This window comes from Streptomyces sp. NPDC048825 (assembly GCF_043198355.1).
GTDB classification, from domain to species: Bacteria; Actinomycetota; Actinomycetes; order Streptomycetales; family Streptomycetaceae; genus Streptomyces; species Streptomyces xiangluensis.
The window spans coordinates 934,578-955,770 of the sequence record NZ_JBICUR010000001.1; the positions used below are offsets into that span (position 1 = coordinate 934,578).

A 21,193-nucleotide genomic window follows, 5' to 3' on the forward strand; every position below is an offset into this window, starting at 1 on the left:
GTGTGCAGCGAGTGCGGCGGGTGGGTCAACGCGCGCCCCCGACGGGGTCACGACCAGGCCACCCCACCCAACCAACCCCCATATACGGGGCATTGAGGGATGAGTGGACTCAGTGACCGAGAAGGACCGGCATGACTTCCGTTGGTTCGGGTAGCCGCGCGCCCATGGCTCGACCACACGCAAACCGTTCAGGAACCGACAACGGATCCCACAGAGGTCTCAGCCGCCGCTCACTGCTCACCGGAGCGGTGGCGCTGGGCGCTGCGGGAAGTCTCGGGGTGGCCGGCTGCAGCCGCGTCCCCGACGAAGGGAAGGTGCTTGGAGGCAGCCTGCTGGACACCCTGAAGGGTCAGGGTTCGGTGAAAATCGGCATCGCCAGCGAGCCGCCGTTCGGTTATGTGGGAGACGACGGACAGGCCACCGGAGAAGCGCCCGCGATTGCAAAGGTTATCTTCGAGCGGCTCGGCATCGGCGAGATCAAGCCAGTGCCGGTGGACTTCGGCGCCCTCATTCCCGGACTGAAGGCACGACAGTTCGACGTGGTGTCCGCCGGGATGTACATCAATCCCCCCCGATGCGAGCAGGTGCTCTTCTCCGACCCGGATTACCTGATGCTGGACGCCTTCATCGTCAAGAAGGGCAATCCGCACGGCATCAAGAGGTATGAGGACATCAAGGCGAAGGGTCTCAAGCTCGCTTCGGGCAAGGCCTACGCCCAGATCGACTCCGCCAAGGCCGCGGGCATCGGCAACATTCTGATCCTGCCGGACCAGGTCGCCGGCCTCGACGCGGTGGCCCAGGGACGGGTGGACGCCTTCGCCGGTACCCGCATCACGGTCAGCGACGCGGTGAAGGGGTCCAACCGGGCCGAGGCAACCGAGCCCTTCCAGCCCGAAATTGACGGAAAGCCCGTCTATGGCGCGGGCGGATTCGCCTTCCAGCTGTCCGAGCAGAACTTCCGTGACGCGTTCAACGAGGAACTGCTCAAGCTCAAGGAGAACAACTACAAGGAGCTTCTCGAGATCGTCAAGCCCTTCGGTTTCGGTATGGCAGACATGACCGACCTCACCGCGAAGGAGCTGTGCGCCGGATGATGAGCTCGGAGTTCTTCACCACATGGTTCCTGCCGGGTATCTGGATCACCATCCAGGTGACGGTGTACGCGGCTGCTCTCGGCGCGGTGATCGCGTTCGGGATCGGTCTCGCACGCGATTCGCAGTTCTGGATCGTACGTTTTCTCGCCGGGGTCTATTTCGAGATCTTCCGTGGGATGTCGGCCCTGGTGCTGATGTTCTGGATGTTCTTCGCCCTGCCCTTCTTCGGCTGGCAGCTGGTGCCCATGTGGGCCGGCGTCAGCGCGCTCGGCCTCACCTACGGCGCCTACGGTTCCGAGGTCGTCCGCGGTTCCCTGGCTGCCGTCTCCCCGGCGCAGAAGGAGGCGGGCATCGCGCTCAACTTCACCCGCTGGCAGCGGCTGCGGCTGATCGAGATGCCGCAGGCCTGGCCCGAGATGGTGCCACCGTTCAACAACCTGCTGATCGAGCTGCTGAAGGGCACCGCCCTGGTCTCCGTCATCACGGTGGCCGACATGACCTTCGCCGGCAATCTGCTCCGGCTGGGCACCAATGAGACGACCCCGATCTACACGCTGCTGCTGGTCCTGTACTTCGTACTCGCCTTCCTCATCACCCGCGGTATGCGGCTGGTGGAGCGCAAGGCGAAGGCAGGGATCGGGCAGCAGCCGGAGAAGCGGGGCGGGATCACCGCGAAGCTCAGCGCGCGCGGCGAGACCGTGCAGGCCGGTTCGGGTTCCGCGGGAGGTATGGGATGAACTGGGACTGGCAAGTCGTGGACGACTTCATGCCGCGGTTCTGGGACGGCGTGCTGGTCACGCTGCAGGCCCTGGCCATCGGCACCCTGATCGCCTTCGCCCTGGGCCTCGTGTGGGCGATGGCGCAGCGCTCCACGCTGATGTGGGTGCGCTGGCCGGTCATCGCGGTCACGGAGTTCATCCGCAACACTCCGCTGCTGGTGCAGCTGTTCTTCCTGTTCTACGTGGTGCCCAACTTCGGCCCCTCCATGTCGCCGCTCACCACCGGCATCGTCGGCCTCGGGCTGCACTACTCCACGTACACCGCTGAGGTCTACCGCGCCGGTATCGACGGCGTACCCGTCGGCCAGTGGGAGGCGGCCACGGCGCTGAACCTGTCCAAGGGCCGTACGTGGCGCGCGGTGATCCTGCCGCAGGCGATCCGCCGCGTCGTCCCGCCGCTGGGCAACTACGTCGTCGCCATGCTCAAGGACTCCCCGATGATCGCGACCATCGGCGCCTTCGACATGCTCGGCGAGGCCCAGGCCTTCAGCAACGAGACCTTCACCACGGAGGCTCTCACCGTCGTGGGTGTGGCGTTCATCGTCATCGCCTACCCCGCTTCCCTCTTGATCCGAGCCCTGGAGCGACGCCTTGTCCGCTGACACCCCTTTGCAGAAAGAGCCCGAGAGCAATGAGAACCCGCCGGTGGACGGCAGTGAGCTGATCCGCTTCGACAAGGTCACCAAGCGCTTCGGCAGCAACGTCGTGCTCGACAACCTTGACTTCTCGGTGGACTCCGGCAAACACGTCACGCTGATCGGCCCGTCCGGCTCCGGCAAGACGACGATCCTGCGTCTGCTCATGACCCTGCTCAAAGCCGACGAAGGCACGATCAAGGTCAACGGCGACTACCTCACCCACGAGGAGAAGAACGGCAAGCTCGTCCCGGCGGGCGAGAAGCACATCCGCGAGGTCCGCAAGAACATCGGGATGGTCTTCCAGCAGTTCAACCTCTTCCCGAACATGAAGGTGCTGCGCAACCTCACCGAGGCGCCGGTCACCGTGCTCGGCATGTCCAAGGAGGCGGCCGAGGAACGGGCCCGCGATCTCCTCGAACTGGTCGGCCTTACCGAGCACATCGACAAGTACCCGACCCAGCTCTCCGGCGGCCAGCAGCAGCGCGTCGCGATCGCGCGGGCCCTGGCGATGCGGCCGAAGGTGCTGCTCCTCGACGAGGTCACCTCGGCCCTCGACCCCGAACTGGTCGCGGGCGTCCTGGACGTGCTGCGGGACATCGCCCGCACTACCGACATCACGATGCTCTGCGTGACCCACGAGATGAACTTCGCCCGGGACATCTCGGACGCGGTGCTGATGTTCGACTCGGGCCGCGTCCTGGAATCCGGCCCACCGGAGAAGATCTTCGGCGACCCGGAGCACGAGCGGACGCGGGAGTTTCTGAGCGCGGTCCTGTAAGCGAAATCGACGAAGTCCGGTGCAGCCCCGCGCCCCTTCAGCGGCGCGGGGCTGTGACATGTGCGGCTCCGCCGCGCGGGCGCGACCTTCCAGTGATGACGAGACGTGAAAACGGCGATATCCGAGGTCGAGCCCCCGTGACTTGACTGCGGCATATGCCAGAGTGGCGCGTTCCTGCTGAGAGCGCCGGAACTCGCCACCCTTCTCGTCAACAGCCGCTTCCCGTCAGCCCTTTGGCGGCTATCGTGGAAGCAGCTCTCCACCCGAGAACGGCCAAGCAGCGCAGGGGGAACCGTGGCGCTCAAGCACGAGCCGACCGCGCCGTACCACTCGGCCCAGGACGCTCTGCGCGTACTGGAGACCGTGGCACGGCAGACCGGCGGAATCACCGACACCGAGCTCGCCCGCGCGACCGGCATCGGCACGGAGCGACTGACCACGCTCCTGCGGATGCTGCGCCGCGAGGGATACGTCCAGCAGATCACCGACGGCGCGTACGTCACCGGTACCGCCCTGGGCAGGCTGACCTCTGCGCACGGCCGCGACCAGGCGCTGCGCGAGCAGGTCCAGCGCAACCTCGACCGGCTGCGCGACTCGGTGGGCGCCGCCGTCTACATCAGCCGTTACGTCGACGGCGAGGTCCATGTCACCCAGTGCGCCGACAGCCCGAGCACACCCGCGGTGAACGAGTGGGTGGACTTCCGGCGCTCCGCCCACGCCAGCGCGATCGGCAAGAGCCTGCTCGGTCAGCTCGATGTGAACGCCCGCCGCGACCACCTGGCCCGCCACAAGATGGCCCGCCTCACCTCGCGCACCATCACCAGCGAGCGGGTCCTGCTGTCCCGGCTCGACGCCCAGGCGGCCAGCGTGCCGGTCCTCGACCTCCAGGAGTACGCGATCGGCACGGTGTGCGCGGCGGTCCCCATCACGGCCGGCTCCGCCGTGGGCTGCCTGGCCTTGTCCCTCCCGGTCGCGCACGCGCACCGGCTGCGGGCGGCGGCGGACACGCTGAACCGGGGGGCGGCACCCGTCCTGCTGTCCCTCGCGATCTGATCCGCCGGCCCTAAGGAGGCCGCAGGCCTCTTAGGGGCGCGGGGAACTGCGCGACCAGCCACGATGAACCCGCAGCTTCGAACCTGCCCGTCCAGCGGAGCGCTTACGTGGTCACAAGCACCCCCTCGGACCAGGTACTATTTTTTCCGTCGCCGACCGCCGCAAGCGGGAGGCGGGAGTCATGCGCCGCTAGCTCAGTTGGTTAGAGCAGCTGACTCTTAATCAGCGGGTCCGGGGTTCGAGTCCCTGGCGGCGCACAGTGCGAAGGCCCTCCACATGAGTGGGGGGCCTTCGGTCATGTCCGACGGTCATGTCCGGCCCTCGCGCCGGGATGCCGCCGGGATGCCGCCGGGATGCTCAGAACGTGACGTCCGAGCAGGCGTAGAACGCGTTGCCCGTGTCGGCGATCGTCCACACCGCGAGGATCACGTGGTGCCCGCTCTTGCCGGACGGCAGGGTGCCGCTGTGGGAGAGCGTCGCCGGCGGCTGACCGCTGTAGGGGACGGTCAGGAACGGGGTGGTGTCCAGGGCGGCCCGGGTCAGCGGGGCGTTCTGGTTCCACCCGTTCCTGGTGACGTAGTACCGGAAGTCGGTCGTCGAGTGCCGCGCCGTGAACTGCCAGCGGAAGGTGTGGCTCTGCCCGCCGGTGACCTTGGTCGTCGGCCAGGCGCCGCCGGACGGGGTCCTCGGCTGGTCGAGCGCGCTGAAGTTCCCATGGCCCGCGGAACAGATCTTGCCGTCCGCGGGTCCGGCCGACGGGAAGCCCTTGGGGCCCTCGACGCTCTGGGGCTCCCACTGGATGGCACCGCAGTTGGTCACGGTGCCGTTCGCGCAGAGTTTCTGCCGGCTGATGGGGAGGTCGGTGTAGCCGTGAGCGCTGGCGCCGCCGGTGGAGAGCACGAACGCTCCCGTGGTGGCGAGGCCGACCACGACCGCGGACCACTTGGTCCTCTTCTTGATCTTCTTGCCGATGCTTTTGCGCATGCTGCCGCTCCTGGAGAACGTGGGGGATTTCCGTGAGCTGTGCGTGCGCATCGCGATGCGTGGAGCGATGATTCAGGTCTAGACCAAGCTCAGATTATTGCGGCCCCTTGAACATGTCCATACCAATCGCGGAAACGTCCATACCAATCGTCGAAACGATCCGATGGCACCGGTCCCGGGACTTCTCCACCAGCTCCCCGTTCGGGTCATCGTTCGTCGCGACCCAGTTCCGCGCCTGCCCCTCACTCCGCCCGCCCGCCAACTGCCGCTCCACCAGCCGGGTTTGGCGGACGTCGCCGGGCGCCTCCACATACCAGCACTCCCGCATGAGCCCGTACGCCTCGCGCCAGCCCGGCAGATCGCAGGCCAGGTAGTTCCCCTCGGTGACGATCAGCCGGGCGGCGGGCGGCACCACATGGCGTGCGGCGATGGGCTCGTCGATGGTGCGGTCGTAGTCCGGTACGTAGATGTCGGCGCCGGTGTCCTCCAGTACCCGGCGCACCAGCGCGACGTATCCCCACACGTCGAAGCTGGGTTCCGAGCCCTTGCGTGAGGTCAGGCCGAGCCGTTCCAACTGGCGGTTGGAGAGGTGGAATCCGTCGAGGGGAAGGTAGGCGGCCCGCTCGCCGAGGTGCGCGACCAGGGCGCGGGCGAGGGTGGACTTCCCGGCGCCGGGCGGGCCCGCGAGGCCCAGTACGGCGCGCGGCAGGCGGGCGGTCAGGTGCCAGGCGTCGGCGGCCAGGCCGGCGAGTGCGGGGCGGTCAGCGATCTCCATGCCTTGTATGGAACGCCAGCGCCGGGCCCTCCGCCAGAGGCTCTTGCGTGAGCCAAGCAGACTTGCCGAAGTCCGGCGCGGCCCCGCGCCCCTATAAGGGCCGCAGGCCCTTATAGGGGCGCGGGGAACTGCGCGACCAGCCACGACGAACCCGCGGGTTCAATCCTGCCCTCCCAGCGGAGCGTCCAGCGCCGCGAGCCGCCGCCGTTGTATCACCGCGGCGACTTCAGGCGCGTACTCGGTCCGGACCGGCTGTACGGAGAACACCTGGAGCCCGGCCGCCGCCGCGTCCGTCGCCACGGAGCGGGTCAGCTTCTCCCTGATGGCCTCGGTGTCGGCCGGGAGCCGGGCGAGTGCCGCCTCCACGCACTCGCGCAGGTATCGCTCGTGGTCCTCGACGCCGAGCGCGGCGCGGGCGGTGTCCTTGACCCGCCAGATCACCAACACGACGACGTTCAGTGCGAGTCCGTTGGCGTCGACGGCGGGCATCGGCTCGCTGCGCCAGTGCCGCAGGCGTACGTCGATCCGGTGCCGCAGCAGCAGCGGGCTCACCCACATCAGCCCGGTACGCCGGACAGTGCCGCGGTAGCGCCCGAAGAGCCCGAGTACCCAGGCGGACCCGGTCCGCCCGCGAGCCAGCCCGCCGAACCCGAAGAGCCCGACCGCCCCGGACGCGGCGAGCGCCGCCCACTGGGGAGCACCGAGTCCGGCACCCGCGTATGCGGGCAGCCCCGTCAACTCCCTGGCGAGGGGCGGCAGCACACCGGCCCACCAGGCCGCCACCAGACACCCGGCGACCCCGCCGCCCCCGGCCAGCAGGCCCACCGCGCCCGGAAGCACCCGCGCCGGCCGCTCCACCAGCCCGGGATCGACGACCGGCGATGGCACCGGCTCGCGTCGCGCCACCCGCGGCTGCTCCCCCGTCCCCCGCCGCGGACCAACCTGCCCGGCCGGCCGGCCCTGACCGGCCTCGGCGGGCCGGAACAGCAGGTGTACGGGGATCTCGGTGGTCGCCTCGTTGTGGATCAGTCGCGGCACCCGGGGTCCTTCGGGCCCCTGCTCCGACTCCGAAGTCGTCGTACTCATCGGGCGCCCCCTTCAGATGGAGATGTCCGCGCCTGCGCACATTCGTCAGTTTCTCAACCGACGCCGGGTGCCGCATGCTGACGGTCCGAACGATGGACGACCCAACAGCCGGGGCCCCTCCCAGGCCCACCCGCTACTCTCTCGCCATGGCGCGTGACCTGCAGGAGCGGATCAAGAAGCTCATCATCGACCGTCGGCTGCCCTCGGGGGCCTCGCTGCCGACCGAACCCGAGCTGATGGAGCTTCTCGGCGCCAGCCGGAACTCCGTGCGCGAGGCGCTGAAGGCCCTCCAGGCGATGGGCATCGTCGAGATCCGGCACGGCTTCGGGACGTATGTGGGCCCGATGTCGATGGCGCCGATGATCGAAGGACTCGCCTTCCGCACGGTCGCCGGGCACTACCGCGGGGAAGACTCCCTGGTCCAGCTGCTGGAACTGCGCGAGGCGCTGGAGACCGGGCTCATCTCGCGGCTCGCGGGCCTTATCCCGGAGGCGGACCTCGTTGAACTGGACGCCCTCGTCGACCGTATGGAGAGTCAGGCCGCCGAAGGGGCAGGCCTCGCGGAGACCGACCGGGCCTTTCACGCCACGCTGTACCGGGGCCTCGGCAACCTCCTGCTGGGCGAGGTCCTTGAAGCGTTCTGGGACGCCTTCCACCGCGTACGCACGGATCTCGTCGAACCGCCGCAGGATCCGAAGGTCACGTGCCGGCAGCATCGGGAGATCCTCGACGCGGTCCGCACGGGTGATGCACGACGGGCTGAGGACGCAATAAGAGAACACTTTGGTCACATTCGAGCACGGCTGACCGCTACCGCACCGCATGAGACCATCAGTCCTCCTAATTAGCGCGAATGACCGGTAAACACCGCGTTTCGCGTCTTGCGATCATGATGATCGTCGTAGAACCCTGAAGCCTGGGCTACAAGAGGCTGCGGTGACCTGGCAGTTGGGGGCCGGGGAAGCGGTTGCACAGGAAGCGGGGAGGAGGGGCCCCGTTCAGAGCCCGATGTCGAGGGGGGCATCATGCAACCGGAGGCACACCGTTCCATGTCTATAGGGTGTGGATGGTGTGGTGACGGGGGCCTGTTATTGATACGCCTGTGAATGTCGAGGGGGACCTCAGCAGGCGAACGGAACAAGGAGCACGCGATGCACTGCGTGTGGGGGGATGACTCATGACGTCGACGCCTACCGGCGGCCGGCAGAACTCTGACCCGTCTCAGACGACCCAGCTCAGGGTGCCGTCACAGACGACGACGGGCAGTTTCCGCAGAATCAAGAAGACGCTGCCGAGATACGACTACGAGCACTACAGCAGGCTCGCGGGTCCTCTCACCCAGCCCGATCCGCACAAGCCGTACAAGGTCAAGTACCGCTCGCTGATCTCGCAGGAGCCGCACCGCATCCGGGTCGCCCTGATGCTGATAGCCGCCCCCGTGCTGTCGCTGGTACTGCTCGCCTGGCTGCTGCAGCCCACGCACTGGACCGAACGCGAGAACCCGGTCTACGACTTCCTGCCCGCGCTCGACATCGTCATGCTCGTCTCGATCGGCCTGATCGAGTTCTTCCGCTGCATGAACGTGGTGTCGAACGCGCACGCCACGCTGGTCGCGCGCGACCCGATCCCGGTGGTGCCCGAGACCGGCACCAGAGTGGCCTTCCTCACCTCCTTCGTGCCCGGCAAGGAGCCGCTGGAGATGGTGACGAAGACGCTTGAGGCCGCGGTGAAGATCCGCCACCGAGGCCTCATGCACGTCTGGTTGCTGGACGAGGGCGACGACCCCGAGGTCAAGGAAGTCTGCGCGCGCCTCGGTGTGCACCACTTCTCCCGCAAGGGCGTCGCGAAGTGGAACCAGAAGAAGGGCCCGCACCGCGCCAAGACCAAGCACGGCAACTACAACGCCTGGCTGGACGCGTACGGCGACGACTACGACTTCTTCGCCTCGGTCGACACCGACCACGTGCCGCTGCCCAACTACCTGGAGCGGATGCTCGGTTTCTTCCGCGACCCGGACGTCGGCTTCGTCATCGGCCCGCAGGTGTACGGCAACTACGACAACCCCATCACCAAGTCCGCCGAGTCGCAGCAGTTCCTGTTCCACGCGCTGATCCAGCGCGCGGGCAACAGGTACGGCTCCCCGATGTTCGTCGGCACGTCAAACGCCGTACGGATCAAGGCACTCAAGCAGATCGGCGGTCTGTACGACTCGATCACCGAGGACATGGCGACGGGCTTCGAGATCCACCGCCACAAGAACCCGGCGACGGGCAAGAAGTGGCGCTCGGTCTACACCCCCGACGTGCTCGCGGTCGGTGAGGGCCCCAACGCCTGGACGGACTTCTTCACCCAGCAGATGCGCTGGTCGCGAGGGACGTACGAGACGATCCTCAAGCAGTACTGGAAGGGCTGGTACTCGCTTCCGCCGAGCAAGCTCTTCAACTACACGATGATGATCATCTTCTACCCGATGTCGGCCCTCAACTGGATCCTGGCGGCGCTGAGTTGTGCGCTGTTCCTGGGCCTGGGCGCCTCGGGTGTGAACATCGACCCGGCGATCTGGCTGATGCTGTACGGCAACGCCTCGGCGCTGCAGATCGGCCTGTACGTCTGGAACCGCCGGCACAACATCTCTCCGCACGAGCCGGAGGGCTCCGGCGGTGTGGCAGGCATGATCATGTCCGCGCTCTCGGCGCCGCTCTACGCGAAGGCGCTGATCGACTCGATGCTGCGCCGCAAGAGCAAGTTCGTGGTGACACCCAAGGGCGATTCGGCGAGCCCGGACACCTGGTTCGGGACCTTCCGTTACCACTGGTACTTCATCTTGATCTTCGCCGGTTCGATCAGTGCCGGCTTCTACTACGGCAACTCGCACCCCGCGATGGTCATCTGGGCGTCGTTCGCGCTTCTGATCACCGCCTCGCCGATGTTCGCCTGGCGCTACCAGATGCGCCAGGACGCGAAGAAGCCGCCGGCAGCGCCGCCGGAGCCGCAGAACGCGGTGACGACACCACAGCCTCTGCCCAACCATCAGCACGCCCCGCACGCACAGCACAAGCCGAGCTGGGCGGCGGACGGGGGCAGTGACCAGACCGTGCAAATCGCTCTTGGGGGACGCAAGAAATGAAAGACCGCTCCAGCCGCCACCGCCGCGTCCGGCGCATCGCGATAGGCGCGGCGGTGGTGGTGGCGCTGGCGGGGATGAACGGGCCGGCGCTCTACCGCTTCGGTTCGGCCAAGTACCACGACTACAAGATCAACCAGCCCGAGTACAAGGCCGCGAACGGCAAGTGGGAGATCGTCGAGTTCCCGGAGGAGTACCGGCAGAACACCATCCATGCCGCCCTGCTGCGCACCGGCAAGGTCCTGCTGATCGCGGGTTCGGGGAACAACCAGGACAACTTCGACGCGAAGAAGTTCGACACCCGCATCTGGGACCCGGTCAAGAAGACGATCAAGAAGATCGACACGCCCAAGGACCTGTTCTGCACGGGCCACACCCAGCTCGCCAACGGCAATCTGCTGATCGCGGGCGGCACCAAGCGGTACGAGAAACTCCAGGGTGACGTCACCAAGGCCGGCGGCCTGATGATCGTCCACAACGAGAACCCGGACAAGCCGATCACCATCCCCGCGGGCACCAAGTTCAAGGGCAAGGAGAACGGCAAGACCTTCGTGTCGAAGGACCCGGTCGTCGTCGAGCGCGCGAAGAAGACGTTCGACAAGGAGACCGGCAAGTTCACGGGCAACGAGCCGGGCCTCGGCCGTATCTACGTCGAGGCGCAGAAGCGTGGCGCCAAGTACGAGACCGGCACGGAGGACAACTACACGATCCAGGGCCTGAAGGGCACCGACGCGCGTAACACGTACGGCATCGCGCAGAAGCTGGCCCTCGACAAGAAGGACTTCCAGGGCATCAAGGACGCCTTCGAGTTCGACCCGGTGGCCGAGAAGTACATCAAGGTCGACCCGATGAAGGAGGCCCGCTGGTACCCGACGCTCACCACGCTGTCGGACGGCAAGATCCTCAGCCTCTCCGGCCTGGACGAGATCGGCCAGCTGGTGCCGGGCAAGAACGAGGTCTACGACCCGAAGACCAAGGAGTGGACGTACACCGCGAAGGAGCGGCAGTTCCCGACGTACCCGGCGATCTCCCTGATGCAGAACGGCAAGCTGTTCTACTCGGGCGCGAACGCCGGCTACGGCCCGGACGACATCGGCCGTGACCCGGGCATCTGGGACCTGAAGTCGAACAAGTTCGACAAGCTCTCCGGCATGTCCGACCCCAAGCTCCTGGAGACCGCGGGCACGGTGCTGCTGCCGCCCGCGCAGGACGAGAAGTACATGGTGATCGGCGGCGGCGGAGTCGGCGAGTCCAAGCAGTCCAGCAAGAAGACCCGCATCATCGACCTGCTGGAGGACGACCCGAAGTTCGTGGACGGGCCCGACCTGGAGAAGGGCACCCGCTACCCGCAGTACTCGATCCTGCCCGACGACAGCGTGCTGGTGTCCGGCGGCTCCGAGGACTACCGCGGGCGCGGCGACTCGAACATCCTCGAGGCCCGGCTCTACGACGCGAAGAGCAACGAGATGAAGCGGGTCGCCGACCCGCTCGTGGGCCGCAACTACCACTCGGGCTCGATCCTGCTGCCCGACGGCCGAGTGATGATCTTCGGCTCGGACTCGCTCTACTCGGACAAGGCCAACACCAAGCCGGGCAAGTTCGAGCAGCGCATCGAGATCTACACGCCGCCGTACCTCTACGGCGACGCGCAGCCCACGCTCTCCGGCGGGCCGAAGACCATCAAGCGCGGCGAGTCGGCAACCTTCAAGTCCGAGCACGCCTCGTCCATCAAGACGGCCCGCCTGATCCGGCCGAGCGCCTCGACGCACGTCACCGACATCGACCAGCGGTCCATCGCCCTGGACGTGGAGAAGACGGACGGCGGCATCGAGGTCACCGTCCCGAAGAACCGCAACCTCGTCCAGTCGGGCTGGTACATGCTGTTCGTGACGGACGACCAGGGCACGCCGAGCAAGGCTCAGTGGGTCAAGGTTCCCTGATGCGTTGAGAGTCGGACGTATCGAGAGTTACGTGACTGGGGGCGCCCTCCGCCAAGGAGGGCGCCCCCAGTCACGTACTGCCTGCTGCTACTGCCGGCTGGCCTTCGCCAGGTTCAGCGCGTACTCCGGCCACCACTCGCCCGCCTTCGGGCCCCCCCTGCAGGTGCCGTCGGACTCGCCGGGGCGCTTGACCCACAGGTAGGCGTCGACGAGGTCGTCGCCGGTCTTCGTCGTGGGCTCCTCACCGAGCGCGCGGCCCGGCGGGTTGCACCAGGGGTCCTCGCCTTCGGTGTACGGGCCGTTGCCGTTGCGGCTGGTGTCGATCACGAAGGGCTTGTTGCCTATCTTCGCCGACAGTTCCTTGCCGTACTGCGTGCTGTCCTCGGTGGTGTAGAAGTTCGACACGTTCACCGAGAAGCCGTCGGCCTGGTCGATGCCCGCCCGCTTGAGCGGATCGTAGAGATCGCTCGGGTTGCTGCCCGCGTTGCCCGCGTCCAGGTAGACCTTCGTGTTCTCCAGGGACGAGAGCTTCTCGACGGCGCCCTTGAGCAGGTCGAGGCGCTCCTGGTGGAACTCCTCCGCCGTGCAGCCGTCCACCACGTGCAGCAGCGCGTCCGGCTCCAGGATCACCGTGGCGTTCCGGTCGCCGATGCCGCTGGCGACCTGGTCGATGAACTCACGGTAGGCATTGCCGTCCGCGGCGCCACCCTGCGAGAACTGGCCGCAGTCGCGGTGCGGAATGTTGTATACGACGAGCAGCGCGTCCCGGTCGGCCTTCTCGGCCGCCTCGGTGAAGCCACGCGCCTCGTCCTCCGCGCTCTCCGGAGTGACCCACTGGCCGGTCGGCTGCGCGGCGATCTTCCGGATCAGCTCGGCTTCCTTCTTCTTCCCCTCCTCCGTGAACGTGCTCACCTGTTCGGCCGCGTTCCCGTCAGGGTTGACCCAGAACGGGTCGTCGCCCTTGGGCTGCTGGCTGACCTCGCCGGCCGGCTCGTTCGCCTCGTTGCCATCGTCCCCGGAGGAGAAACACCCCGCGAGCAGCAGCACCGCTCCGGCCACCGCCACGGACGCTCTGGCTCCGGCCCCCCTGCGCTCGTACATCCAACTCCCCCCATGGGTGCACTGTTCGAAGTACCAATCCTGACATACGTGTCTGTGCGGCACCGAGGGCGCCCGACCCTTGTCGGACACCTGTTACAGCGGCTCCGATCGGCTTCCACCGGCCCGCAAAGGCGCCGTAACTTCTCTGGGCCTAAACGCTCATTCGTTCTAGACTCCCTAGACTCCTTCCGGACTTCGACATCGACTCATCAATGCTCCGAGGCCTCCCGCGCCGACGCCGGGTTACTCCCGCAGCCCGTGCGCGCGTGGTCGAGGACCAGTCCGGCCGGCGGCTCAGGGGGAGCGGCCGTCGGCCGGGCTAGGTGTGTTCTTCGGTGAGGTACCTGGTGAGGTACGCCGACACCACCACGTTCGCCGTGTAGGTACGGCTGTCCGGGTCGAAGCTGCCGCCGCAGGTGATCAGCCGCAGCTCGGCGCGCCCCGACTTCCGTACCCCGTAAGCCTGTTGGGCATCGAAGCGGTCGCGCGCGAGGACCTGTACGTCATCCACGGTGAACTCGGCGACCGAGCCGTCGTCGCGGAGCACCCGGACCTTGTCGCCCGGCCGCAGCTCGCTGAGGCGGCGGAAGACCGCGGGCCTGGACTCGGTGTCGACATGCCCCGCCAGCAGCGCGGCTCCCTCGGCGCCGGGGCGCACACCGGCCCCGTACCATCCCACGGCACCCGCCCGGGCATACGGCGGTGCTTCGATCGCCCCGCGCGCATCGAGCCCGCGGGCCATCACGGGCGCCCGCACCCCGAGCGAGGGGACGACCAGCCTCTCCGGCCGTGCACTGCCTTCCAACGGCTCGACAGCGGGCGGCAGTTGGACACGGAGCGGCCGTCCCACCGCCGCCACGTCACCCGTGGTCGGCGCGGACGTCCCAAGGCGTACGTCGGTCACTTCGCGGCCCCACAGCCACAGCCCGAGCAGCAGCACCACCCAGACGACGCCCATCGTCAGGCGGCCGGCTCCGGAGGTACGTTCCCGGTCGGACATGGCGGGCCCTCACCTGCCGCGTCCCCGGCGCACACTGCGCACCGCAACGGCCACCGCGGCGGCGCCCGCCAGGACCAGACCGATCACGGTGTGCGGGGTGCCGGGCCCCTCGGCCCGCTCCTGAACGGCGGACAGCCGCGCGGTCCCACCACCGCCGGCGCTCACGGGGGCGGTGGGGGACTGGTGCGCGGAGGGCGCATCGGGCTTCTCTACGACGGTGAGGGTGCCCGTGGTCTCGCCGGTCTCGCCGGCCTTCTCGGCTTTGTCGCCGAGGCCGCCGCAGGTGACCTTGATGGCGTACGTGCCCGGGGTGAGCGTCGAGCGGATCCGTGTCTCGCCGACGAGTTCGCCGGTTCGCCCGGCCAGCAGGGCGTCCGCGACGAACGCCCGGGACGCGGCGGCGGTGCCCGACGTCTCCGACGTGCAGCCCCGCGCCCGTACCTGGATGTCGCTGCCCGGCGTCGCGGTCGACGGGGTGACGGAGACGCCCGTGTCCATGGCGAGGGCGGAGGCGGGGATGGGGACGGACACAGGGGTGAGCGCGGCGGTGACCATGGCACCGGCACAGAGAGTCAGTCGCAGTGAGCCCATCGTGAACCTCCAGATACATGGAGACTCCTCTCCCGGGCGCGTGAATGCACGTGGGGAGGGCCTCGGCTGGTCCGTTCGGGTACGGATAAGAGCGGATAAGAGGAGCCGTGGGGCTCACACCCGGTCGACGAGGTCCGCGATCGAGTCGACGACCTTGGACGGCCGGTACGGGTACCGCTCGACGTCCTCGGGTGAGGTCAGCCCGGTCAGCACCAGGAAGGTCATCATCCCCGCCTCGAGCCCGGCGAGTACGTCCGTGTCCATCCGGTCGCCGATCATCGCGCTGGTCTCGGAGTGCGCGCCGATGGCATTGAGCCCCGTACGCATCATCAACGGGTTCGGCTTGCCCGCGAAGTACGGCTTCTTTCCGGTCGCCTTGGTGATCAGCGCCGCCACGGCGCCGGTGGCGGGCAGCGGGCCCTCGGCGGACGGCCCGGTCTCGTCGGGGTTGGTGCAGATGAAACGGGCCCCGCCGTTGATCAGCCGGACCGCCTTGGTCATGGCCTCGAAGGAATACGTACGGGTCTCGCCGAGGACCACGTAGTCGGGCTCGTGGTCGGTGAGGACGTACCCGATGTCGTGCAGCGCGGTGGTCATGCCCGCCTCACCTATCACGTACGCGGTGCCGCCGGGCCGCTGGTCGTCCAGGAACTGGGCGGTGGCCAGGGCGGAGGTCCAGATGTTCTCGACGGGTACGTCCAAGCCCATGCGCTGGAGGCGGGCGTGCAGGTCACGGGCGGTGTAGATGGAGTTGTTGGTGAGCACCAGGAAGGGCCGCCCGGACTCCCGGAGCTTCTTGATGAAGGCGTCGGCGCCGGGGATCGGCACGCCCTCGTGGATGAGTACACCGTCCATGTCGGTGAGCCACGACTCGATGGGCTTGCGCTCTGCCATGTGCCGTCTCCTGACGTACGCGTGTACCAGCGTCCCAGGGTAGCCAGCGGCCGGATCATGGTGGAGGGGCGTCCGCCCTGTGGGAAGGGGGCGGGCAGGAGGGGGCAGGACGGCGATCGGGTTTGGTTCGGGGTCGGGGTCGGGGTCGGGGTTCGGCGTACGGGGGTTGGTTCGGGGTCAGGGATCGGCGTATGAGGGTTGGTTCGGGGTCAGGGATCGGCGTACGGGCTCAGCGTCGGCGTCGGGCCATGAGCACGACCCCGACTCCGGTACCGATGAGCAGCAGCCCTCCGGCCGCCGTTCCGAGCAGCCCGCGCCTCGAGGCGGGTCCGGTCCCGGCCAGCTCGTCGGGGAACGGCAGCCCCTTCTCGGGTACGGGTTCGGGGGTGGCCCCGTCTGGAGACTCTTGAGGATCTTGAGAGTCCCGAGGGTCATGAGGGTCTTGAGGGTCAGGAGGATCTTGAGGGTCAGGAGGATCTTGAGGCAACTGACTTGGATCTTCGGGCACTTGAGGCGTGCCCTCCTCGACGATGCGAAACCGGTAGTTGTTCGACTGCCCCACCCAGTCCCCGTCGTCGCCATCGTCATGCCGCTGCACAACGGCCGCGTTGGCGACGACATCATTGGGCACGGCGTCCTCGGCGACAGCAAAGCGAACCCTGACGGACAGCGTCTTCCCCGCCCCCACGCTGAACCCCGGAAACCCCCCGTCGCCGTCGTCGAACACCCCGATGCTCTCGTCCTCCCCACTCCGCTCGAAGCGGACGGGATACGGCCGCGCCCCGGCGCCCTCCGCCTCGTAGAACTCGAGCCGCACCTGCCCGCCCGCCAGCACCCGCTGCTGATCCGCGAGCACGACGACGGGATGGATGCTCCGGCAGGTCTCGCCGGTGGTGTTGGTGAGATCGAGATACCAGGTCTGATGATCCCCTCCGGCCTCATACACGGAGGGCCCGCCGTGGATCCGGGTACGAACAGGAAACGCCCGACTTCCGGACTCAGCTGAGCAGTTGGGCGCAGGGGCGAGGGCTTGCGCGGGCGAGGAGGCAAGGGCGGCGGTCAGGGAGAGGGCCAGAGGAAAAACGGAAAAATACGTACACAGTCGCATGGACATGGGAGCCTGCCAGGGGCCGCGGGGTCAGGCAGTCGGGAGGCTCCCGATGGGCCCCGTTCGGGGGGGCGAGTTCAGCAGGTCGGCGCAGCAGGGGAGCTATTGCCGGGGACTTCGTCATGCAGGGCTTGAGCCACTGATGCCGGGGGCCGGAACGGCCCGCCCTCCGTGCGGGTCAGCCCCCGGCGTACACTCACCGGCGCACCATCGAGCGATGGCGAACCCGAGGGGAAGACACCGTCCGTGCATGACGACGACCCGGCCTGGGGGCCGCTTCCCGCCCGTCCGGCTGCGGTGCGCTGGCTGCTGCTCCTCCCCCTGACCTTGCTGTTCCTTCCGCTGTGGTGGGTGGTGTGGGTCTTCCTCGCGGTCTGCCTCTACTGCGTAGCGCCGGTGGCCGAGCTGATCGTCTACATGGTGCCGCGTGCCGACAACGGCGCGACACGGATGCTGGACGCCACGCTGGGCCGGGCGCCGTTCGTCCCGCTCTGGTGCGTGACCCCCGTAGCACTGGTGTGGGAGGGCGACACGGCCTACTACCAGGCGCGCGTGGACCGGCGCATCGAGATGCAGACCCGGCGAGTGGAGACCTCCCAGCATCGTCGCGAGTACCACCGCGACCTGGAACTCGGAGCACACTACTTCCGGGGCGCCGGCGCCGGTTACGTCCTGCGCGTCGCCTCGGAGCGGGGCTGGAACCTCCATCAGGTGCTGCGCTCGCACCCCCGGCGTCGGCTCCGGCTGCGCCACAACGGTCGGCCACGGCCGGACTCCAGGAACTGACGGCCCCGGACCGTCCCCGGCAGGGGTCGCCGCCCTGCCTGATTGACCAACGGCGAACCAACCGGCGCTGGGCGACGCCGCAGGAATACCGCAACGAGGACGGGTCGATCGTCGTCAGCGCGAGGGCCGTCGGATTCTCGGCAGTTCCGACGATCCGTGAGGTGCACGAACACTACGGAACGGACTGACTGAGTGATACGACGTGAGCGAATGCGGTTGTTGCCGGCCGTCGTAGCGGCAGCGCTGATGTTGTCCGTCTCGGCGTGTTCGTCCGGTGCTGCCAAGTGCGAGGAGGCGTTCCCCGCGGCGGCGATGTCGGTCCCCGGCGTGGTCTCCGCAGAATGGGACTGCAGCGAACAGTTCGGCGGCGGCTGGCAGCGCGCTGACGTGGTGATCGAGGCGACCACCGAGGACGAGGCCATCGCGGTGATGGACGCGGTACTGCAGGCCATCGCCGCATCGCCCGACCTCGAGGACCGTTGGGCGACCCCGCAGGAGTACGTGACCGAGGACGGGTCGATCATCGTCGGCGCGAACGACGTGGGGTTCAACGGCCCGCCGAATGTCGGCGAGGTGCGCGAGCACTACGGCATCACGCCCGGCTGACACCGCCAGTACCTCCGGCCGGAGAGAGCCCCGGCGGCCTTCCAGCGGAGCGCTCACGCTTCGAACCGGCCTTCCCGGCCTTCGTAGAGCGCTCACGCTTCAGCCCGCCCGAACAGCGGCGCCAGCAGCAACTGAGCCGCCCCTTCAGCCACCCCCCACTCCCCGCCGGAGGCAACCCGCACCGGCACAGGACTACTGGCCCCCTCCCGCTGAGCCCGAGCATCGAGCACCGCCCCGACCCCCCACACAAACCGATCAGGCTCGGCAGCAACAATCCGCCCGCCCAGCAGCACAAGGTCAATATCGAGCAGCCCCACCAGATTCGCAGCGCCGGCGCCAAGCACACGAGCCGCCTCGCCCACATCCCCCCGGGCCACAGCCCCCAGGCACAACACCTCGATGCACCCACGATCCCCGCACGAACACACCGGCCCGTCCAGCTGGATCACCTGATGCCCGAACTCCCCCGCCCCGGTGCGCGCCCCCCGGTGCACGGCCCCACCCAGCACAAGCCCGGCCCCCAGCCCCGTACCAAGGTGCAGATACGCGAAAGACCCGACCTCACCTTCAACGGCGAGCCCGAGCGCAGCGGCATTGGTGTCCTTGTCCAGTACGACCGGCATGCCCAGCCGCCGAGCCAGCGCATCGCGCAGCGGAAACCCGTCCCACTCGGGAAACCCGGTCACCCGATGCAGCACCCCGTGCGTGTGGTCGAGCGGGCCAGGCATGGCAACCCCGGCCCCCAGGACCGCCCCCAGCTCCCCGTCCAACCCTCCGACCAGCCGCTCGACCTCCCCCGCAACCACCGCCACCACGGGTTCCGCGCCCGCCCCCAGATCCAGCGGCGCCCGCCGCTGCCCAATGACCGCCCCGGTCAGATCGACGATCAGCGCCCGCAGCTCATCCCGTTCGAGATGCAGGCCCACCGCGTGCCCGGCCTCCGGTACGAGGCGGAGCGAGATCCGCGGCTTACCCCCCGTGGAGGCCTGCCGCCCCGCCTCCACCACCAGCCCGTCGTCCCGCAACCGCGCGGTGATCTTGCTGACGGCCTGCGGAGTCAGTCCCGTACGCTCGGCGAGCTCAAGCCGGCTGATGCCCGCGCGCCCGGCGCTGCGCAGCAGATCGAGCACCAGCGCGGCGTTGTAGCCGCGCAGTGCGTACAGATTCGCGCCGCCTCCGCCGTTGGTCCTGTTCACGAACCCATTGTCCCCCTAGCTTGCCCTTTGGCAACAGCGTTGCTTAAGTGGGTGGCATGGTGGAGAACATGACCGGCATACCCTCTGTCGCACCCTCCCGCGTAGGCCTCATCGGCTACGGCCTCGCAGGCTCCGTCTTCCACGCCCCCCTGATCGCCGCCACCGAGGGCCTCGCCCTCGACACGATCGTCACCGCGAACCCGGAGCGGCAGCAGCAGGCGAGGACCGAGTTCCCAGACGTACGGATCGCGACGGCCCCCGACGAACTCTGGGCCCGCGCCGACGATTTGGACCTGATCGTCATCGCGTCCCCGAACAAGACCCACGTCCCGCTCGCCACCGCCGCCCTCAAGGCGGGCCTCCCGGTCGTGGTCGACAAGCCGATCGCGGGCACGGCGGCACAGGCCCGCGAGCTGGCCGCGTTGGCCGACGAACGCGGACTGCTCCTCTCCGTCTTCCAGAACCGCCGCTGGGACCACGACTTCCTGACCCTCCAGCAGCTGCTCGCCGACGGCGAACTCGGTGACGTCTACCGCTTCGAGTCCCGCTTCGAACGCTGGCGCCCCCAACTCAAGGGCGGCTGGCGCGAGTCCGGCGACCCGGCAGAGGTCGGAGGTCTGCTGTACGACCTCGGCAGCCACGTCGTCGACCAGGCCCTGGTCCTCTTCGGCCCCGCGGCCTCGGTGTACGCGGAGTCGGACGTACGCCGCCCCGGCGCCGAGGCGGACGACGACACGTTCATCGCGCTCACGCACACGAGCGGCGTCCGCTCCCACCTCTACGTCTCCGCCACCACCGCCCAACTCGGCCCGCGTTTCCGGGTGCTGGGCTCGAAGGCCGGCTACGTGAAGTACGGCCTGGACCCCCAGGAAGACGCCCTGCGCGAGGGCGAACGCCCGACCCCGGGCAAGAACTGGGGAGTTGAAGCCGAGAACCTGTGGGGCCGCCTCGGCTCCGGCGACTCCCCCCTGACCGGCGGCGGCCACCCCGTCCCGACCCAGCCGGGCGCGTACCCCGCCTACTACGCCGCCATCGCCGCCACCCTCCGAGGCACCGGCCAAAACCCGGTCACCGCCCTGGAAGCGGCCGCCGCCCTGGACGTACTGGAAGCCGCGCGCCGCTCGGCCCGCGACGGAGTGGCGGTGACCCTGTGACCTCCAACGTCCCCACCATCGCCCCCAGCGTCGCCGAACTCGAGGCCCAGGAACGCCGGTTGACGCTCCCCCACTTCACATACGACGACGCCTGGACCCTCGGCACGCTCCTCGTCGACCTCGCCCGGGAGCGGGGCGCCCCGGTAGCGATCGACATCACCCGCTCCGGCCAACAGCTCTTCCACGCCGCCCTCCCCGGCTCCACCCCCGACAACGACGCCTGGATCGCCCGCAAACGCCGAGTCGTCGAGCGCTATGCCGCCTCCTCCCTCCTCATCGGCACCCGCTTCCGCGCCAAGGGCACCACGTTCGAGGACTCCTCCCGCCTCGATCCGGACGTGTACGCGGCCCACGGCGGCGCCTTCCCGATCACGGTCGAGGGAGCGGGCGTGATCGGCGCGGTGGTGGTCTCGGGGCTGCCGCAACTGGAGGATCACGCGATGGTGGTGGAGGCGCTGGAACGCTTCATCACCGGCTAACCGATTGACCGCCGGATCAGGGGAGCG

21 protein-coding genes and 1 tRNA gene are annotated in these 21,193 nt (G+C 68.4%); 13 read left to right on the top strand and 9 right to left on the bottom strand.

Annotated elements, in window-relative coordinates; genetic code table 11:
• The first annotated feature begins 164 nt into the window (after positions 1 to 164).
• From ehuB to ACGFNK_RS04310, 6 genes are all read left to right on the top strand, one after another.
• Complete coding sequence (gene ehuB, locus ACGFNK_RS04285) at positions 165 to 1,094, top strand: ectoine/hydroxyectoine ABC transporter substrate-binding protein EhuB (protein WP_393412166.1); 930 nt, start codon at positions 165 to 167, stop codon at positions 1,092 to 1,094.
• The gene (gene ehuC, locus ACGFNK_RS04290) at positions 1,091 to 1,831 is read left to right on the top strand and encodes an ectoine/hydroxyectoine ABC transporter permease subunit EhuC (protein WP_393411792.1); all 741 of its coding nucleotides are present in this window, start codon (positions 1,091 to 1,093) and stop codon (positions 1,829 to 1,831) included. The genes ehuB and ehuC overlap by 4 nt, the downstream gene beginning before the upstream one ends.
• On the top strand, positions 1,828 to 2,475 hold the full coding sequence (gene ehuD / locus ACGFNK_RS04295) for an ectoine/hydroxyectoine ABC transporter permease subunit EhuD (RefSeq protein ID WP_393411794.1): 648 nt from the start codon (positions 1,828 to 1,830) through the stop codon (positions 2,473 to 2,475). Before ehuC ends, ehuD begins: the two co-directional genes overlap by 4 nt.
• 43 nt (positions 2,476 to 2,518) lie before the next feature.
• On the top strand, positions 2,519 to 3,289 hold the full coding sequence (gene ehuA, locus ACGFNK_RS04300; protein WP_393412168.1) for an ectoine/hydroxyectoine ABC transporter ATP-binding protein EhuA: 771 nt from the start codon (positions 2,519 to 2,521) through the stop codon (positions 3,287 to 3,289).
• A 294-nt stretch (positions 3,290 to 3,583) separates the two neighbouring features.
• Positions 3,584 to 4,342 carry an IclR family transcriptional regulator gene (locus ACGFNK_RS04305; protein WP_393411796.1) on the top strand — a complete coding sequence of 253 codons (759 nt, stop codon included), beginning with the start codon at positions 3,584 to 3,586 and terminating at the stop codon, positions 4,340 to 4,342.
• A gap of 183 nt (positions 4,343 to 4,525) precedes the next feature.
• Positions 4,526 to 4,599, top strand: a tRNA-Lys gene (locus ACGFNK_RS04310).
• 100 nt (positions 4,600 to 4,699) lie between these two features.
• Here ACGFNK_RS04310 and ACGFNK_RS04315 read toward each other — a convergent pair.
• The 3 genes from ACGFNK_RS04315 to ACGFNK_RS04325 all read right to left on the bottom strand — a co-directional run bounded on the left by ACGFNK_RS04315 (position 4,700) and on the right by ACGFNK_RS04325 (position 7,187).
• Entirely contained in the window at positions 4,700 to 5,302 is a 603-nt protein-coding gene (locus tag ACGFNK_RS04315; RefSeq protein ID WP_386353493.1) for a lytic polysaccharide monooxygenase, read from the bottom strand.
• A 118-nt stretch (positions 5,303 to 5,420) separates the two neighbouring features.
• Positions 5,421 to 6,101 (bottom strand): nucleoside/nucleotide kinase family protein, encoded by a 681-nt coding sequence (locus ACGFNK_RS04320; protein ID WP_393411798.1) that lies wholly within the window; start codon positions 6,099 to 6,101, stop codon positions 5,421 to 5,423.
• A 159-nt stretch (positions 6,102 to 6,260) separates the two neighbouring features.
• Positions 6,261 to 7,187: an SPFH domain-containing protein gene (locus ACGFNK_RS04325; protein ID WP_393411800.1), complete on the bottom strand. Its 927-nt coding sequence runs from the start codon at positions 7,185 to 7,187 to the stop codon at positions 6,261 to 6,263.
• A gap of 146 nt (positions 7,188 to 7,333) precedes the next feature.
• Here ACGFNK_RS04325 and ACGFNK_RS04330 point away from each other — a divergent pair, with 146 nt between their 5' ends.
• The 3 genes from ACGFNK_RS04330 to ACGFNK_RS04340 all read left to right on the top strand — a co-directional run bounded on the left by ACGFNK_RS04330 (position 7,334) and on the right by ACGFNK_RS04340 (position 12,251).
• The gene (locus tag ACGFNK_RS04330; RefSeq protein WP_393411802.1) at positions 7,334 to 8,035 is read left to right on the top strand and encodes a FadR/GntR family transcriptional regulator; all 702 of its coding nucleotides are present in this window, start codon (positions 7,334 to 7,336) and stop codon (positions 8,033 to 8,035) included.
• Positions 8,036 to 8,364: 329 nt separating this feature from the next.
• Entirely contained in the window at positions 8,365 to 10,314 is a 1,950-nt protein-coding gene (locus ACGFNK_RS04335; RefSeq protein ID WP_393411804.1) for a glycosyltransferase family 2 protein, read from the top strand.
• Complete coding sequence (locus ACGFNK_RS04340) at positions 10,311 to 12,251, top strand: galactose oxidase-like domain-containing protein (RefSeq protein ID WP_393411806.1); 1,941 nt, start codon at positions 10,311 to 10,313, stop codon at positions 12,249 to 12,251. The genes ACGFNK_RS04335 and ACGFNK_RS04340 overlap by 4 nt, the downstream gene beginning before the upstream one ends.
• 87 nt (positions 12,252 to 12,338) lie before the next feature.
• Here the strand turns inward: ACGFNK_RS04340 and ACGFNK_RS04345 are convergent, their stop codons facing one another.
• From ACGFNK_RS04345 to ACGFNK_RS04365, 5 genes are all read right to left on the bottom strand, one after another.
• A complete protein-coding gene (locus ACGFNK_RS04345) occupies positions 12,339 to 13,352 on the bottom strand; it encodes a glycoside hydrolase family 6 protein (protein ID WP_393411808.1) in 1,014 nt (337 codons plus the stop codon).
• A gap of 319 nt (positions 13,353 to 13,671) precedes the next feature.
• On the bottom strand, positions 13,672 to 14,352 hold the full coding sequence (locus tag ACGFNK_RS04350) for a class F sortase (RefSeq protein ID WP_393411810.1): 681 nt from the start codon (positions 14,350 to 14,352) through the stop codon (positions 13,672 to 13,674).
• Between the two features lie 9 nt (positions 14,353 to 14,361).
• The gene (locus ACGFNK_RS04355; RefSeq protein WP_393411812.1) at positions 14,362 to 14,943 is read right to left on the bottom strand and encodes a hypothetical protein; all 582 of its coding nucleotides are present in this window, start codon (positions 14,941 to 14,943) and stop codon (positions 14,362 to 14,364) included.
• A 114-nt stretch (positions 14,944 to 15,057) separates the two neighbouring features.
• Complete coding sequence (locus ACGFNK_RS04360) at positions 15,058 to 15,837, bottom strand: HAD-IIA family hydrolase (protein WP_165344314.1); 780 nt, start codon at positions 15,835 to 15,837, stop codon at positions 15,058 to 15,060.
• Positions 15,838 to 16,066: 229 nt separating this feature from the next.
• Positions 16,067 to 16,783 (bottom strand): hypothetical protein, encoded by a 717-nt coding sequence (locus ACGFNK_RS04365; RefSeq protein ID WP_393411814.1) that lies wholly within the window; start codon positions 16,781 to 16,783, stop codon positions 16,067 to 16,069.
• 408 nt (positions 16,784 to 17,191) lie between these two features.
• On the opposite strand from ACGFNK_RS04365, the gene ACGFNK_RS04370 reads away from it, so the two are divergent.
• A complete protein-coding gene (locus ACGFNK_RS04370) occupies positions 17,192 to 17,731 on the top strand; it encodes a hypothetical protein (protein WP_393411816.1) in 540 nt (179 codons plus the stop codon).
• A gap of 210 nt (positions 17,732 to 17,941) precedes the next feature.
• Positions 17,942 to 18,337 carry a hypothetical protein gene (locus tag ACGFNK_RS04375; protein WP_393411818.1) on the top strand — a complete coding sequence of 132 codons (396 nt, stop codon included), beginning with the start codon at positions 17,942 to 17,944 and terminating at the stop codon, positions 18,335 to 18,337.
• 92 nt (positions 18,338 to 18,429) lie between these two features.
• Here ACGFNK_RS04375 and ACGFNK_RS04380 read toward each other — a convergent pair whose 3' ends face one another.
• On the bottom strand, positions 18,430 to 19,533 hold the full coding sequence (locus ACGFNK_RS04380) for an ROK family protein (RefSeq protein WP_393411820.1): 1,104 nt from the start codon (positions 19,531 to 19,533) through the stop codon (positions 18,430 to 18,432).
• Positions 19,534 to 19,601: 68 nt separating this feature from the next.
• On the opposite strand from ACGFNK_RS04380, the gene ACGFNK_RS04385 reads away from it, so the two are divergent.
• Positions 19,602 to 20,687: a Gfo/Idh/MocA family oxidoreductase gene (locus tag ACGFNK_RS04385; protein ID WP_393411822.1), complete on the top strand. Its 1,086-nt coding sequence runs from the start codon at positions 19,602 to 19,604 to the stop codon at positions 20,685 to 20,687.
• The gene (locus ACGFNK_RS04390; protein WP_393411824.1) at positions 20,684 to 21,166 is read left to right on the top strand and encodes a heme-degrading domain-containing protein; all 483 of its coding nucleotides are present in this window, start codon (positions 20,684 to 20,686) and stop codon (positions 21,164 to 21,166) included. Before ACGFNK_RS04385 ends, ACGFNK_RS04390 begins: the two co-directional genes overlap by 4 nt.
• Positions 21,167 to 21,193 lie beyond the last annotated feature (27 nt).

Excerpts from the sequence above, each read along its gene's own strand:
- ACGFNK_RS04335 (WP_393411804.1), top strand. The coding sequence starts at position 8,365 with ATGACGTCGACGCCTACCGGCGGCCGGCAGAACTCTGACCCGTCTCAG.
- ehuD (WP_393411794.1), top strand. The coding sequence starts at position 1,828 with ATGAACTGGGACTGGCAAGTCGTGGACGACTTCATGCCGCGGTTCTGG.
- ACGFNK_RS04350 (WP_393411810.1), bottom strand. The coding sequence starts at position 14,352 with ATGTCCGACCGGGAACGTACCTCCGGAGCCGGCCGCCTGACGATGGGC.
- ACGFNK_RS04345 (WP_393411808.1), bottom strand. The coding sequence starts at position 13,352 with ATGTACGAGCGCAGGGGGGCCGGAGCCAGAGCGTCCGTGGCGGTGGCC.
- ACGFNK_RS04385 (WP_393411822.1), top strand. The coding sequence starts at position 19,602 with ATGACCGGCATACCCTCTGTCGCACCCTCCCGCGTAGGCCTCATCGGC.
- ACGFNK_RS04330 (WP_393411802.1), top strand. The coding sequence starts at position 7,334 with ATGGCGCGTGACCTGCAGGAGCGGATCAAGAAGCTCATCATCGACCGT.
- ACGFNK_RS04360 (WP_165344314.1), bottom strand. The coding sequence starts at position 15,837 with ATGGCAGAGCGCAAGCCCATCGAGTCGTGGCTCACCGACATGGACGGT.
- ACGFNK_RS04320 (WP_393411798.1), bottom strand. The coding sequence starts at position 6,101 with ATGGAGATCGCTGACCGCCCCGCACTCGCCGGCCTGGCCGCCGACGCC.
- ACGFNK_RS04340 (WP_393411806.1), top strand. The coding sequence starts at position 10,311 with ATGAAAGACCGCTCCAGCCGCCACCGCCGCGTCCGGCGCATCGCGATA.
- ACGFNK_RS04355 (WP_393411812.1), bottom strand. The coding sequence starts at position 14,943 with ATGGGCTCACTGCGACTGACTCTCTGTGCCGGTGCCATGGTCACCGCC.
- ACGFNK_RS04325 (WP_393411800.1), bottom strand. The coding sequence starts at position 7,187 with ATGAGTACGACGACTTCGGAGTCGGAGCAGGGGCCCGAAGGACCCCGG.
- ehuC (WP_393411792.1), top strand. The coding sequence starts at position 1,091 with ATGATGAGCTCGGAGTTCTTCACCACATGGTTCCTGCCGGGTATCTGG.
- ACGFNK_RS04375 (WP_393411818.1), top strand. The coding sequence starts at position 17,942 with ATGCGGTTGTTGCCGGCCGTCGTAGCGGCAGCGCTGATGTTGTCCGTC.
- ehuB (WP_393412166.1), top strand. The coding sequence starts at position 165 with ATGGCTCGACCACACGCAAACCGTTCAGGAACCGACAACGGATCCCAC.